The organism is Microbacterium sp. CFBP 8801 (genome assembly GCF_014839455.1).
Classification (GTDB): Bacteria; Actinomycetota; Actinomycetes; order Actinomycetales; family Microbacteriaceae; genus Microbacterium.
The window spans coordinates 19,662-33,521 of record NZ_JACYNU010000019.1; the positions used below are offsets into that span (position 1 = coordinate 19,662).

The 13,860-nt window shown below is 63.1% G+C and carries 11 protein-coding genes; 8 read left to right on the forward strand and 3 right to left on the reverse strand.

Translation table 11 applies throughout. The annotated features are described in order from the left end of the window. Window positions 1–40 precede the first annotated feature (40 nt). The 5 genes from IFR11_RS14695 to IFR11_RS14715 all read left to right on the forward strand — a co-directional run bounded on the left by IFR11_RS14695 (window position 41) and on the right by IFR11_RS14715 (window position 4,658). Window positions 41–1,399: an O-antigen ligase family protein gene (locus tag IFR11_RS14695; protein ID WP_191916647.1), complete on the forward strand. Its 1,359-nt coding sequence runs from the start codon at window positions 41–43 to the stop codon at window positions 1,397–1,399. Between the two features lie 218 nt (window positions 1,400–1,617). After that, window positions 1,618–1,989: a hypothetical protein gene (locus IFR11_RS14700; RefSeq protein ID WP_191916648.1), complete on the forward strand. Its 372-nt coding sequence runs from the start codon at window positions 1,618–1,620 to the stop codon at window positions 1,987–1,989. 380 nt (window positions 1,990–2,369) lie between these two features. Next, the gene (locus IFR11_RS14705) at window positions 2,370–3,413 is read left to right on the forward strand and encodes a polysaccharide pyruvyl transferase family protein (protein ID WP_191916649.1); all 1,044 of its coding nucleotides are present in this window, start codon (window positions 2,370–2,372) and stop codon (window positions 3,411–3,413) included. 404 nt (window positions 3,414–3,817) lie between these two features. Beyond that, the gene (locus tag IFR11_RS14710) at window positions 3,818–3,964 is read left to right on the forward strand and encodes a hypothetical protein (protein WP_191916650.1); all 147 of its coding nucleotides are present in this window, start codon (window positions 3,818–3,820) and stop codon (window positions 3,962–3,964) included. Window positions 3,965–4,139: 175 nt separating this feature from the next. Beyond that, entirely contained in the window at window positions 4,140–4,658 is a 519-nt protein-coding gene (locus IFR11_RS14715; RefSeq protein ID WP_191916651.1) for a YdcF family protein, read from the forward strand. Window positions 4,659–5,390: 732 nt separating this feature from the next. Here IFR11_RS14715 and IFR11_RS14720 read toward each other — a convergent pair. The 3 genes from IFR11_RS14720 to IFR11_RS14730 form a co-directional block, all read right to left on the reverse strand. Further along, window positions 5,391–7,643, reverse strand: a complete 2,253-nt coding sequence (locus IFR11_RS14720; protein ID WP_191916652.1) for a hypothetical protein — start codon at window positions 7,641–7,643, stop codon at window positions 5,391–5,393. A 315-nt stretch (window positions 7,644–7,958) separates the two neighbouring features. After that, window positions 7,959–8,564 (reverse strand): arsenate reductase/protein-tyrosine-phosphatase family protein, encoded by a 606-nt coding sequence (locus tag IFR11_RS14725; RefSeq protein WP_191916653.1) that lies wholly within the window; start codon window positions 8,562–8,564, stop codon window positions 7,959–7,961. Then, the gene (locus IFR11_RS14730; protein WP_191916654.1) at window positions 8,561–9,985 is read right to left on the reverse strand and encodes a polysaccharide biosynthesis tyrosine autokinase; all 1,425 of its coding nucleotides are present in this window, start codon (window positions 9,983–9,985) and stop codon (window positions 8,561–8,563) included. Before IFR11_RS14730 ends, IFR11_RS14725 begins: the two co-directional genes overlap by 4 nt. Window positions 9,986–10,145: 160 nt before the next feature. Between IFR11_RS14730 and IFR11_RS14735 the strand changes: the two genes are divergently transcribed. The 3 genes from IFR11_RS14735 to IFR11_RS14745 all read left to right on the forward strand — a co-directional run bounded on the left by IFR11_RS14735 (window position 10,146) and on the right by IFR11_RS14745 (window position 13,779). After that, entirely contained in the window at window positions 10,146–11,570 is a 1,425-nt protein-coding gene (locus tag IFR11_RS14735; RefSeq protein ID WP_191916655.1) for a hypothetical protein, read from the forward strand. Beyond that, window positions 11,567–13,450 (forward strand): DUF4012 domain-containing protein, encoded by a 1,884-nt coding sequence (locus IFR11_RS14740; protein WP_191916656.1) that lies wholly within the window; start codon window positions 11,567–11,569, stop codon window positions 13,448–13,450. Before IFR11_RS14735 ends, IFR11_RS14740 begins: the two co-directional genes overlap by 4 nt. A 110-nt stretch (window positions 13,451–13,560) precedes the next feature. Then, window positions 13,561–13,779: a hypothetical protein gene (locus IFR11_RS14745; RefSeq protein ID WP_191916657.1), complete on the forward strand. Its 219-nt coding sequence runs from the start codon at window positions 13,561–13,563 to the stop codon at window positions 13,777–13,779. The last annotated feature ends 81 nt before the right edge of the window (window positions 13,780–13,860 follow it).

The following is a 13,860-nucleotide window of genomic DNA, read 5'->3' on the forward strand; positions in this document are numbered from 1 at the left end:
GGCGCCGCGGCGAAAGGCATTCGGAACATTGGATAGAACCATGACGACAGCCCTCTCGAAGCGATCAGACGCGCGGTCGGGGACAGTGCGCATCGTCGGCGCCCTTGTGGGTTTTTCTGCTGCCATCGTGAGCGTGCATTGGCCGGAAGCTCTGGGGTCAGCACCGTCCCCCAGCACCATGCTGATCGTCGTCGCCCTCGCGATCGCGTTCATTCATGCCGGTCGGGAGTCTGCACGTCTGGTTCTGGGCCCGTTCGACTTCGCGATGATCACGCTGATCTTCATCCGAGCCGTGGTTGAGATCTTCAACGCTTCCGATCTCGGGCACTCCGTCGCAACAGGAGCGATGACCACTCTCGTTCTGTTGTATCTGTCTACCTTTCCGGCTCGGTTAGTCATACGATCCCGGCAGGATTTCCGGACCTTCTGCTTCTATCTCGCCTTGCCCGCCATTCTCGTGGCCATTGTGGCTGTCCTGCAGCTCATACGCTTCCCGGGGGTGATGGAGTGGATTCTGCAGAACGTCAGCGTGGGAGGACTCCAGAACCGTGTTGACGCCGGTCGTGACGATCTGCGCGCCACGAGCACGATCGGCCACTGGACGTCGCTTGGAGGGTATCTCTGCGTAGCGACCGCTCTGTTCTGTCTGGAGATATTGATGTCGAGAGGGGAGAAGGGACTGGGACGCAGAGGCATCGCGGTCGTCGGCATCGTCGTTCTCTTCGTCGGACAGGTTTCGACCCTCACGTTCGGAACAATCGCCGTCTGCGCCGCTGTCATCTTGGTGACCATCCTGCGGCTCAAGGTCAATCCGCTCTATCTCGTCGTGGCCGCGGGCGGAGGTCTGATCGCTTGGCAGATCTTCGGCTCCAGCATCGAACAACGACTCGAAGATCAGGCAGTCGTCAGTCGCTACACGGACGAGTCCCTGCGGTGGTTGCCCTCTACCGTGGCTTACCGAGTTCGGATATGGCAGACGGAGACCATCCCGGCCATCGAACAGCGGCCCTTGACCGGGTGGGGTCAGCAAACATACACGTTCCCAGACAATTGGTCTGTTTTCCCGTCGATGTTGGTGTGGAACTCGCCCGAGTCGCAATGGCTGGGACTCATTGTTCGAGGTGGACTTGTCGACCTCGCGGCATTTTTGGGGCTCTTGGTCGCGATGTTCATCGTCCTACGGCGCGCGCGACGCGTAATCGGAACTGCGACGACGCCACTCACCGTCGTCCTCGTGGGCCTCTTGGTGACCTGCCTGATCAATTCGCCGTTCTCGACGAACGGAGTACCGCAGATTTGGTGGCCCATCCTTGGTGCTTTGCTCGCTCTGGCATCTCCGCGCCTCGGCGAGAAAAGCGCCATCGCCTCGCCAACATCGGAACGTATACAGACTCTCTAGGGTGGGATAAGGTCACCGTCATGCGCAGAATGATTGTATTACTGCTTATCCTCTCTCTCGCGCTGTCCGGTTGCACCGAGGTGTCGAGAAGCGGGTCGGCGGTCGCACCGGACGATGGACAGGATCATCAGTCGTCCGACGGTTCGAGTACCTCAACGGGTCAAGGGGCTTCGGACTCTCCCCCGGAGTCGGGCGCCCCGACCGATAACGAGCAGCCAGTGGATAGCGTCACTTCAGCCCCGTCTGCGGATGAATCGGATTCCATTCCACCCGCGGATCCGGGTGCTCCGGCGGATGAAGTTGTCCCGTCGGTACCGGGCGGAGATGCCGGGGAGCGGGATGAGCAGACGTATGAAGCAGGTGACAGCCAGTTCCTCGACGCTGTGGGCACCGCGTGGCGAGGCGACGTCCCTGATGAATCAACCGTCTTGCAGATCGGTCGGAACGCTTGCGAGCAGATTAAATCCGGCGTGCAAATCTCCAACGTGAATGTGGTCGAGGGAGATGGCGACGTACGAGATCTGAACAACGACGTGTCACGCCTCGCTGCGCTGCACTTGCTGTGCCCAGAATCGATACGTTTTGAATGAAGACTGCCCGGCCCGGTAGCCCTCATTCACGGCGGACGTCCTGGCGAGGACAGTACGGGAATCGGTCTAGATTAGTTCTTGGCCCGCCGCAACTGCATCCGCATCGTGCCGAGCCAGTCCACCTGTTTCGGATGCACCTCCCAGAGATCTGGGGAGCGGTGCACAAGCGCTCGGCTTCACGGGCTCAATCCACTGCGGAAAACCGCGCCATCGTCGGAGGAGACGCCTTGATGAGATCCAAAATCCGATCCCTCGGACGGTGGGGCTTCCCTCGGGTCGATCGTGTCGTGTTCGCCCTGGGTGCGCTATTTCCATCCAAACAACCCCCTGTCCACGTACTTATCACAGCCCCCGGCGGGGGTAACATCGGCGACCAGGCAATGTTCGAGGCGTTCGCTGAGAATTCCTCCGGCCGAGTGCTGGCCATCCTGCCTTCGTCCGGTGCGCTGAATAACCCTGATCCCGGCCGCGTCGAGACCGCGGCGATGCCCGCGCTCATGCAGCTCACCGGTGTCCGACATTGGGTCGACGTATGGCGTTTGGGGCGACTGGTATCCGAGACTCGATCGCTGAGTGTGACCGGTGCCGACATCATGGACGGTGGCTACAATCCAGTGGCCAGTGTGGCGCGGTGGAATCTCGCCCTTTGCTTCGCCCGGAAGGGCGTGCCCAGTCGTCTCCTCGGCTTCAGCTGGAACGGACGTTCCCCGGCAATCGTCGCGGCGTATGCAAGGGCGGCGCACGACGCGGGCGTTCAGCTGTTCGTGCGCGACCCCGTATCTCTCCGCCGTATCCACGCCGACGGTCTCCCGAAGGCGGTGGGAACCTCTGACACGGTCTTCCAATTGACGACCAACAATCCCGCGATCACCCAACGGGAGGAATTCGAACGGATCGCCGGGCGCGCATTCGTGATAGTGAATGCCAGCGCGCTGGTTGCGCGCGGCCTCGATCAAGTTTCGGAACTTCGTGAGGTAATCGATGCCATTCTCGCCTCCGACCGAAACGTCGTGGTCTTGCCGCATGTCCAACGTGGACCTCACGGAGACATCGAGGAAGGGGCTCGTGTGGCGCAGGGGTATCCGGCGGACCGGGTAATCTTCGTGGATCGACTTCTCGAACCCTCGGGAGTTCGCTCTTTGACGAGACGGGCAGAGGCCGTTGTCACCGGGCGAATGCACCTTGCAATCATGGCGCTGAGCCAGGGAACGCCGGCACTTGTGGTTTCCACGCAGGGGAAAGTTGAAGGCCTGGCGGAGCTTTTTGAGACGCCCGATCTTCTCCTCGAGCCTTCTCCAGGCTTCGGCGCCACCGCGATCGAGCGAATCGCTCCGGAGCGGCTGGACGCGTTCCGTCGACGGGTCGCCGCGCGCTTACCGGTGGTGACCGAGTTGGCGTCGAGGAACTTTGAGGGTGTGGCTTGAATGCAGGCGGCTTCAACAATCGAGCAGGAAGTGGCGTAGTACTTCCGCAGCCCCGATGAGCGTGCCTGAGAGTCCAGTGGGCGACCGGGTTCGACAATTCGTCGGACAGCCGAGCCGTGGGCCCAGGTGCACTGCACGGGCGCTAGGACGATGTTGATCTGCAAGCCCATCCACGTGACACTTCTCGCGCAGGGTTGTGATCGAATGGCGGTCACCGCTGCCGGAGAGCTTAAGCCGCGCACGCCAGAGACGCCACGGTCGCGCGTAACCTGGCGCACGGGGCCGAGACAGATGCCCCAGTTCGTTGAGGTGATCACGTCGCTCTACGCCTGCGGCGTGACCGTTCGCGAAACCGGACACCGTCTGCTCGCGCCCACCTGGGTCAGAAGATCTATGCTGACGTTGTGCAGACCAATCGAAGGGCCGTGACCGAGCGCCATCTGCCCGACTGGGTCGCCCTGATCCTCATCAACTTCGCCAGCTTCGGCTCCGTTGCCGCCCTCATCCTGCTTAGCATGGCAGCCGACAATTTTCTCTCCAACCTCAGCTGATTCTCCAGCTGATAGACACGTGCGTCGCGACGAACCTGCACGCTGATGGCGGGGCCGTGCGCCTTTTCCTAGGCGCGTACTCGGATATAAGCGCAGGGTCCATGTGCGAGCGATCGAGCAGCTGACGGTATAAATTGGCGCCAGGACGCGAAGGTGGAAATTTATAGGAGATGATGTGCGAAAAGCGTCTCGAGGACCGATAATTGTCGGCAGTATCCTTCTCGCTCTGCTTTTTAGTTGGATCGCGGTGGGGGTGATTGCGTTCACATTCCCGGCGGACGATCAGCTCAGCGAGGTGGATGCAGTCTTTGTCCTCGGGCCGGCAACTCACGCCCGTATCGAGGCTGCAGAACGCATTGTCGCTGAGCGCGGAGGGAACATTCCTCTCATTGTCTCAAAGCCGAACAACAGTCGTTGCTACGTTGCGCCGAGAATTTGTGTCGCCGCGAAGCCTGCCACGACAGCAGGGGAGGCTGCCGCTCTCCACCTAGAGTCCGCTCGCTTAGGCTTTAAACACCCCGTGGTCGTCACATTTACGCCCCACGTGGCTCGCGCCCGTTACATCTTCCAAAAATGTTACGGCGATGACGCGGCGGTTATCGGTGTGCGCGAAGATCTCACGCTGGACGACGTCGCGTTCCAAATCATCTACCAGACGATAGCATTCGCGAAAGCAGTCGCATCTGAATGTTGACAGGGGGCGGTGTCATATCGTCGTAGCTACGAGGGGGTTGTTGGATGGTGCGTCGGGTGTTGTCGTTTCTGGATCGCGCTCAGATCGTGGTCGGGATCAAGCAAGGGCGTCGGATTCTGAGATCGGTGAGTTGATCGATCGGGATAGGACGGTGGTGTGGCGCGAGCGTGCTCGGAACTCATTGGCTCCCGGAGAGTACAAGCCGGTGTCCGCTGACTGCCGTGCCGAGCGGCGCCGCCGGCGCCCGCAGCATCGACTCATTGACGCTGACGAGGTGCTCGCCGAGCGGGTGCGCGCTGATCTGAAGCGGTCGCGAACACCGCGGCAGATCGGCCGGTTGCTCCTTGAGGCGACAGACGCGAGCGTTGACACCATGGATGAGTCGCCGAACGCTGCAGGCAGGACCGTGTCGCACGAAGCGATCTACCGGTGGATCTACGCGCTCTCCAAAGGGGAGCTCGCCCAGCACGGCATCCTGCTGCGATCGAGGCGCACGGCGAGGCAGCCGCGTAAGCCCGTGGGTGAGCGCGGTGCTCCGATCGTGGGGACGGTCTCGATCGATGACCGGCCAGAGACGGCGTCGGATCGGCGCCTTCCGGGGTCATGGGAAGGGAACCTCATCATCGGCGCGCACGGTAAGTCCGCCGCCGTTACCCTCGTGGGGCGCTCCCTAGATCCCTCCTGGGTGATGCACCGGAGAATTGCGATCTCACCAGCTTCGATGGCAGGATCTCAGGCCAATTCCCGCCAAACAGAACCGTCCCAGACGATCTGAAGCTGATCGTTCTTGCGGAGGATTCGCGAAGTGGTGCCATACAGAACGATCCCGGTTGTGGAGTCCGTAGAGATTTTCCAGGATCCTGAAACCAGGTCCTGGATCCAAAAGGTAACGATCTGTCCTCGTATGTAGCCGTTCACAAATTTCTTGACGAGAAGGTTTTGTGTACTGGGGTTCACTTTGACGATCACGCTGGGGTCTGGTGACTGTCGAACCCTCGTCATTGGGTCCTCGAGCAGTTCTGTATTTCCCAGGTAGAAGAATGCCGAATTCTGGTCTTGCGGCGCCTGCCCGGGGTCACTATTGCAACGCCACTCGATAAGAGAACTCTCGTGACGGTCGCCCGGCAGCACCGTGAACGTCTCGTTGAACTCCACCCCCCGCGCGTTAATCATGTGCGAGCCGCCGATGAAGGGTCGTGAGACGCGGCTGCGAACGGACGGTGTCGATCTGATCCGTACGCCGTCGAGGACAGTCTCTTGGCGACCCGGTGACCATGAACTGTCTGTCGATACCGCTAGAAACGGCTGCGGCACCCCAGTCGTGTTCTGCGTGTAGTCGAGCAGGATGCCGCGCGCCTCGATGTACGAGTTGCGGTTGGTGATTCCGTTGTACTCGCCCTTGCTCACGCCCAGCGGTGGAGTGTATTCGGCATTACTCAATCGAACGTTTGCGTTGATGGCGTATAGCAGTCGACGGCATTCGTCGGCGACGATATCGGTCGCTCGGAGCGTCTGCTCGGGTGACCGCGTTCGCGCGTCCGGATGATTGTCCCCGTGGATATTGACGATCAGAGCAGCGCTCGTGGCTCTGCGCACCAGCAGATCACTGACGGTGTGACCGTAAGACTGCCCACTCGCGCCTTCGGTGAAGACGGAAACGCCAGATTCCATGTCTATGGACACGCAACCGGAGACGCGATGATTCTTCCCGCGGAGTCCAAAGCCTGCGTAGCCCTTATCGCCTTGTGGAATGCCGCCAACCGCGGTGCATCCAATGAACTGGACTCCTTCTGATGCGTGATGGGTATCCCAAGCGTTGTTATAAGTCATCGTAGCTACAGCGCCCACGATCTGTGTACCGTAGGTGCGGCCGTAGGAGCTAGGGGCGCTGTTGGCGGGCACTCGAGGGGAATCGTCCGTGTATGCGTGCCGAACTCGTCGGAATAGGCCGCCCGTGATGCGACCGAAAGCGGAGCCGTTGTCCAAAATGCCGTAGCCCAGCTGCCCGTTCGACAGATTTTCCGTGATCCCGTCCACCAGGCAGTTCGTGATCGAGTACCCGAAGCAAGAACTCAACTGGAACGCGATAGCGGAAGCGCGACGAACCCTCACGTTGCGGATGATGGGTTCCCGAAGACGCATGAGATGCACCGTGACGCCACGAGAATTCGTGACACCCACATCCGTTGTGTCGAAAGTCATCCCCTCCAGTGTCAACGTTTGCTCGGACGTGGCCGCGGCACGGATGTTTGTTGCGTGGGCCTCGCGCAGTGGCGCTGCCAGCGTCGTCAAGTTGCCTTCTGTGGCGTGCACGACGGCGAATTCGCCGAGTCTCGACTGACTACCTCCCGATCCTGCTCGAGATTCAGGGATTATGTCGTCGGACACAATCTTCACAACGTCACCCGCGGACCATGTCGGTGCGTTCGAGGTTGTGAATCGTGAGACGGGTGCGCTCGCGCCGCTCGGGAATTTGACCTCGTCTACGCGCAGATCACGGACGGCGACAGGGCTACTGTATTGGCCGGATGCACTCAGCAGCGGAACCGTACCCGCGTGGATCAAGGTCGCACCGTACCCAACGATCCGGATCGATCGGCCACTCGGGATGCTGAGGTTGCCCTTGATGATGTAGCGGCCGGCGGGAAGGACGAGTTGTCCTCCGTCGGGCGTCGCTAGGAGGGCGGTCTGCAGCCCGTCCGTCGAGTCCGAGTTGCCGCGTGGGTCGACTCCCGGGAAGGTTGAGGGGTCAGCGATGATGCCCGCGGCATCCGCGCTGTCCTGCCTTTGCGCTCCGATGTCTGCGGCTCGGAGCGTCACCTCGCCGGTTTGGCCGTTTACGCTTTCGACAAACTCATTCTGCGCCCGAGCACTGTCCGAGGGCGTCAGAACGCCTCCGACAGCTGCGATCGCGGCCGCCGCTCCACCCGCCATGATGAAGTCGCGACGATTTCGCCGCCACTCGAATCCATCTGCTTCGGCCATGTAACCGTCTCTCGTCTCGTGCCGCGCTCTCGGGGTGAAGATCAAGAAGTTTACCGATGTTACTCGCAACGTCCTTCCGGCCATTGTGCCAAAGGCGGGCCCCGACTGCGAGAAATCCAGCCTTGCTAGGGCGCCTTGCCCTTCGATGCGAAAGAGGATAGACGGCTACGACGATGAAAGACGGTACAGAACCTCGTGCTCGAATGACTGCCATACTGCCAGCGCAGCGTGTGCAACAACCTCCGGACTGCGCACCGAAGTCCGGAGGTTGTCTCTCCCAGAGGAGGCGGTTCGGACGGGGTTGGTCGTCTGATCTCAATCAGATTTCCTGGCCCGTGCCGCGGCAGTCAGGTATGAGGCGACGACCTCTGCGGCCGGTCGCAACTCATCGAATGATTGCTCGTAAATGTCTTCGGACCGTCGGTAGGGGTCGATGACGTCGAAGTCGCTTGGATCTGCCGGCGGCGGCACTGTTCCTCGGAGGGCCGCGGCCAACGCGACGCCCGCGCGCACGGCATCTTCAGCGGTCTGCGCACCGGCGGCGCGTACGGCATCTTCGAGCTGTGGCCGCACCACTTCGGCAATGCGCGCGAATTCACGCAAGGTAAATGACCTCCGCATCGCTGCAGGTACGTGCTGGACGACGACCCTCCGATGCTCGCGAGCCATCGTCAGCACGAGGTCAGCACGTCGGATCATTGCCATGTTGATCTGACGAGCCTCGTGGGCTGAGGCGTCGATCCCGATGGAAGCTGCGCGAAGACGCGCTGGGTCAGGCACACCCGCACCCACGAGTGCCCCAGTTCCCGCACTCTCGACGTGAATACCGGCCACAGAGGAGAGATCACGGGCGAGCATGAGTTCCGCGACGGGGGACCGGCAAATGTTACCAGTGCAGACGGAGAGGATTGAGAAACTCACTTGCTTTCGGCCTCGTCTCGGCGCGAACGACGCTCGCCCTTCTGCGGCTTGGGCGCGTCCCCAACAGTCGCGTAGGAGTAGGAGCCATAGCCGTAGCTGTCCGGGCCCTTGGCCGGGAGCATGGTGACGATGACGCCGAACAGGCGGCTTCCGATAGCATTCAGCTTCTCGACGGCCGCCGTGAGCTGCGGTTTTTTTGTGGTGCCCGAGGCTGCCACCATCAGTACGCCGCTGGTGAAGCGGGAGACGACGGCGGCGTCGGTGACGAGCAGGAGGGGAGGCGCGTCCACGAGCACGTAGTCGAATGCTTCCTCCAGTGCCGCAAGAGTCCGCTGCATAGCCTGGCTACCGAGCAACTCCGACGGGTTTGGGGGCGTCCGTCCCGAAGGCAGAACGAAAAGTTTGTCGGTACCCCATTGCTGAAGAACGTCGACAAGCTCGGCGCGCCCGATCAGCACATCGGTCAGGCCTACCCCGCCCTCTAAACCCATGTAGTCCGCGACACGCGGAAGACGGAGGTCGCCGTCGACGAGCGCCACACGCGCTCCTGTCTCAGCCAGGGCGAGCGCGAGATTGGCTGTCGTCGTCGATTTCCCCTCGCCGGGTCCGGCGCTTGAGACAACGAAGGAGCGCGATGATCCATCGACATCGACAAACTGAAGATTGGTACGCAGACTGCGGAAGGATTCTGTACGTGGATTGCGCGGGTCAGCATGCACAATCAGTGGACGCTTCTTCGCATCAGGGTCGAGTGCGATGCCGCCGAGCACGGGGGCATCGGTAGCCGACTCAATGTCGTGCAAAGAGTGAATGCGCGTGTCAAGGATGGAACGGAGCACGGCGACAGCAAGTCCGAGGGCCAGGCCGATGGCGATACCCAGAACGATGTTCACTGGCGTGTGCGGAGAGGCCGGGGAAGTCGGCACCAGCGCTGGCTCGATTGTCTCCACCCGAACGAGGCTAGCGGAGTCGCCTTCGGGCTTTTCCAAACGGTTCACCACGACATCGGCGAAGTGGCTTCCGACGGAGTTGGCGATCGCTGCAGCCCGTTCTGCGTTCGTGTCTGAGGTCCGGATCGCAATGATCACGGAATTCGTCGGCGACGACGCGTCGATCTTACTGGCCAGCTGCTGTGCTGTTTCGTCGAGATTCAGGTCGTTGATCACCCGATCCAGGACCACGGAGCTGTCTACGACGTCGACGAAGCTGACCACTGCCTGTCGAGCGAAGCTGGTGCCTTGCGCTAGTTCGCTGACGCCCGAACTGTCGGACCTCACCGACACGTACAGCTGGGTGTTCGCCTCGTACGTCGGTGTCTGAAGCAGCGAGTAACCGAACGCCCCCGCACCGCCGAGAATGGTTAGTGCAAGGATGAGAATCCAGTTGCGGTGAAGGATTCTGAGATAGTCGCGCAGTTCCAAGCCTCGTCCATTCGCCGGTGGGGAGATGAGCGGGTGCCCGGAGGACTCGCACGAATTCTCGGGCTATTCTGTCCCGGAGCAATCCGCGCCGCATCCGGCGCCCATCGACTACCCTACGACATTCGCAGAACAGCGCCGGAGATGGCGCCCAGGAGACGCCATGAACGATCTCAGAACGATCTTTGGGCCCACCACCGAGCAGACTTCAGCAGGGCGCGATACGTCTCTGGGCTCCGCAGACACCGCATCGCTTCGCGCTCTCGTCGGCGCTGAAGAAAAGGCAACGGATGACCCTCGTCCGGCGAATTCCTCGGCGCTCAAGGATCTCGTCGGTGGAGCTTCCCCTTCCGTCGAAGGGCGGACGGCACCAAGTCTTGCTGAGCTTTTGGGTGGAGCGGAATCGGACTCCGACGCGCGTTCGCGGGGTGACCTCGGCGCGCAGCTCGGCGGATCGCGAGCCACCTCCGCATCGGCGTTGAAGGCCGACCTCGCAGCCCTTGTCGCAACGGGCGGGACGAGAGTCGAGCAAGACGGATGGCGGGCCCCGGAACTCGCTCAGGTGGGCAAGCGCCCGATCTTCGGCGGTCGCCGCAAGGCGGGTGCGGTCAATTATCTGAGCGTCGCGGCCGCGGTGCTCGCCGTCGTCGCCATCGTCGGCACGGCGTCTTTCGCCGTTGTGCAGCGCGCCACCGCAAACCCCGCCGACGATGCCATGATCAGCCTTCGCGAGCGCGAGGCTGAGCTGGCCAACGACACGAAAGTGCTGCAGACGGCGGCCGACCTGTATGCAGCATCCATCGCCGAGGGAGCAGCGCTCGCGCAGAACAGCGGTCCGGTGTTGACCGCCCTTCAGGGCCGCGTCGACCCTGTACCGTTGGCCGCGGCGGAAGCGTCGCGTATGGCGCTCCTTCAGGCGACGGAGGTCGCCACAACCGTGACGGTGCCGACGTACGCTCGTGCATCGATCGATGAGAAGTCGCTCGCCGATGTCGGTGAGGCGATCGACGATGTTCGTCTCGCAAAGGACTCGTTGCCGGCCCTCGTCACCGCGGCCCGGGATGCGCGGTCCCAGGTGACATCCGCGCTTTCCAGCTTCCGCGGGGAGCTCACCTCGTTGGGGTCCGCCATCGAGACCGAGGCGACCAAGATCGTGGTGACGAACGACTCGGCGAGCCAGAGCTTCCGCGCTGCCGTGACGGACGCCGCCGCGCGCGTCCGGGCCTCGCAGCAGGCCGGGGGCGACGGCCTTTCGGAGATCCCGGTGTTCGCTGCGGCGGTCGACGCCTTGCGCACGGAGAACCAGCGCGTGCTCGCCCTCGAAGAGGCGGAACGCGAAGCGACGCCCAGCCAGCCCTCGACCCGCAACCCCGGGTCGGGTGGGTCGAATTCGGGCGGTGGGTCGTCGAACCCCGGCAATTCCAACCCTTCTCCGACGCCCGCCCCCTCTCAGCCCAGCAGTCCGTCCGAGCCGGGCACCCCGCCGTCTGACCCGCCCACAGAGGAACCGACCGAAGAGCCGTCGCAGCCACCGATCGTCACTGACCCGCCGGTCGACGAACCCGCCGGCGGGACGGGATCGCAGTGACCGACGCCGCCCCGCAGTCCCGCAGGGACCGGTCCCGCCGACCGGGGTTGGCCGCCGAGCCCGCTGTCTCCACCCGGCGCAAGCGCGCCGCCACGATCGCCGGTTGGACCGTCGGCGTCCTCGGCTTCGCCGTCTGCGGCGCAGCCGCCGTGTCGCTGGCCTTCGCCCACCAGGCCGGTGTCGTCCGCACCGATCTGCTGGGCGCGCAGTCGAAGCTGTCCTTCGTGCCTCAGATCGTCGCGAACCGCGACATCGCCGGCCTCAACCAAGTGTCCGGTGAGGTTCTCGAGCAGACCGAACGCGCCGACGCCAACTCCTCCGGCCCGCTGTGGGACCTGGCATCCTCGATTCCCCTCGTCAAAGACAACACCGAGGCGGTGCAGAGCCTCACCGCCATGACCCGCGAACTGACCGGGCGCGCCCTGCCGCCGACGGTCGCCCTGCTGTCGGCGTCGGACTTCTCGTCGCTCGCGGTCGAGGGTGGTGGCATCAACCTCGAACCGTTCCGCCAGGCCGAGGGTGCGCTTCCCGAGATCACCGCGGCGTTCACCGACGCCAAGGTCGTCACGGACGGCATCGACCGCACCAATCTGCTCCCGATCGTCACCGAACCCCTCGATCAGGTCGCCCAGATCGTCGACCAGGCGGCACCGTCGCTCACCCTCGTGCAGAAGTACCTGCCGTCCCTTCTGGCTGCGGCGGGCGGCGACGGACCCAAGACGTACCTCGTGTTGTTCCAGAACAACGCCGAGATCCGCGCCACCGGCGGAAACCCCGCGGCGTCGAGCGTGATGGTCGTCGACAACGGACGCATCGAGCTCAAGGAACAGTCGGACTCGATGGCGTTCTACGCGGCGGGGCAGGCGGGGCGCTCGGCGCTCGACCTCCCCGAGAGCACGCTGGCGCTGTACCCCGACACCTTCACCCGCTACTCGCAGGACTTCACGTTCACGCCCGATTTCCCGACGACCGCGCGTCTTTTCGAATCGCTGTGGGATCGCACCGACGGCTCGCAGTTCGATGGTGTGATCTCGATCGACCCCGTTGTGCTCTCTCACATGCTCGAGGTGCTGGGCCCTGTCGATCTGCCCACCGGCGAGCAGATCACCGCCGAGAACGCGGTCAAGCTCGTGCTCAGCGACGCGTATCAGCGTTACGGCGACGCCGGTGACAACGGGCGCTCGTCCGACGAGTTCTTCGCCTTGGTGTCGTCGACGGTGTTCTCCCGCCTGTCGGGGGGACAGTGGAACCCCATCGCGATGTTCGACCAGCTCACGCGCAGCGCTCAGGAGCAGCGCATCAACCTGTGGTTCACCGACGAGCAGGCACAGGCCCTCGTGACGGAGGTCGGTCTCGACGGCGGTCTGCGCACGGACAATGCCGCATCGACGCAGGTGGGCATCTATCTGAACGACTTCTCTGTCGGCAAGCTCGAGTACCACCTCGCCACCGAGGTGTTCGCGAGCTGCAACGCCGCGGATCGCACCGTCAACGTCTCGATGAACCTGCGCAACAGCATCACGGATGACATCACCAATGCCTACACGCTGGGTGCGCGCAACGGCACCTACGGCCTGCCGCGCACGACGATGATGCTCGACACCCTGTTCTTCGCGCCTCCGGGTGCCACGATCACCGCGATGGATCCCGCCGATGGTGACATCCCCTCTCTCTCGCGAAGCGGGAACGAGAACGGGAACACCGGGGAGAGTCGAATGGTGACGCTCGGACAGAACGAGTCGCGCACGGTCTCGTACACGGTGCAGCTTCCGGGCGGACCGCTCGGACCGCTCGACCTTCGTCACACTCCGACGGCGAGCGACACCCCCGTGACGGTCGACGCGTCGTGCGATCCGTTCGTCGCGGGCTTCGCCGGTTGATACACCCCCTGCGCCGGAGCGGGGAGGCCTTCCCCTCCCCGCGCCACCCGCTCCACAATGAAGGTCGACACGCCGGCATCCCGCCGGCACCGGCACCGAGGGAGACGCACATGGGTGGCGTGGACGACATCATCGCGAAGGGCAAGAAGCTCCTCGACGAGAACCGCGACAAGATCGAAGAGGCGCTGAAGAGCGAGAAGGCCGAAGAGGTCAGCGACAAGGTCCTCGACGGCGCTGCCGAGGCCATCAAAAAGGTCGTGCCGACCGAGCATCACGCGAAGGTCGACGAGACGCGGGCCAACGTCGACAAGCACATCGGCAACGCCTGACGTCGCAGCTCTGCATCGACGCCGCTCCCGCGAACCGGGGGCGGCGTCGTCGCGTTCGGGGCCAGCGATCCTGGGTATCCG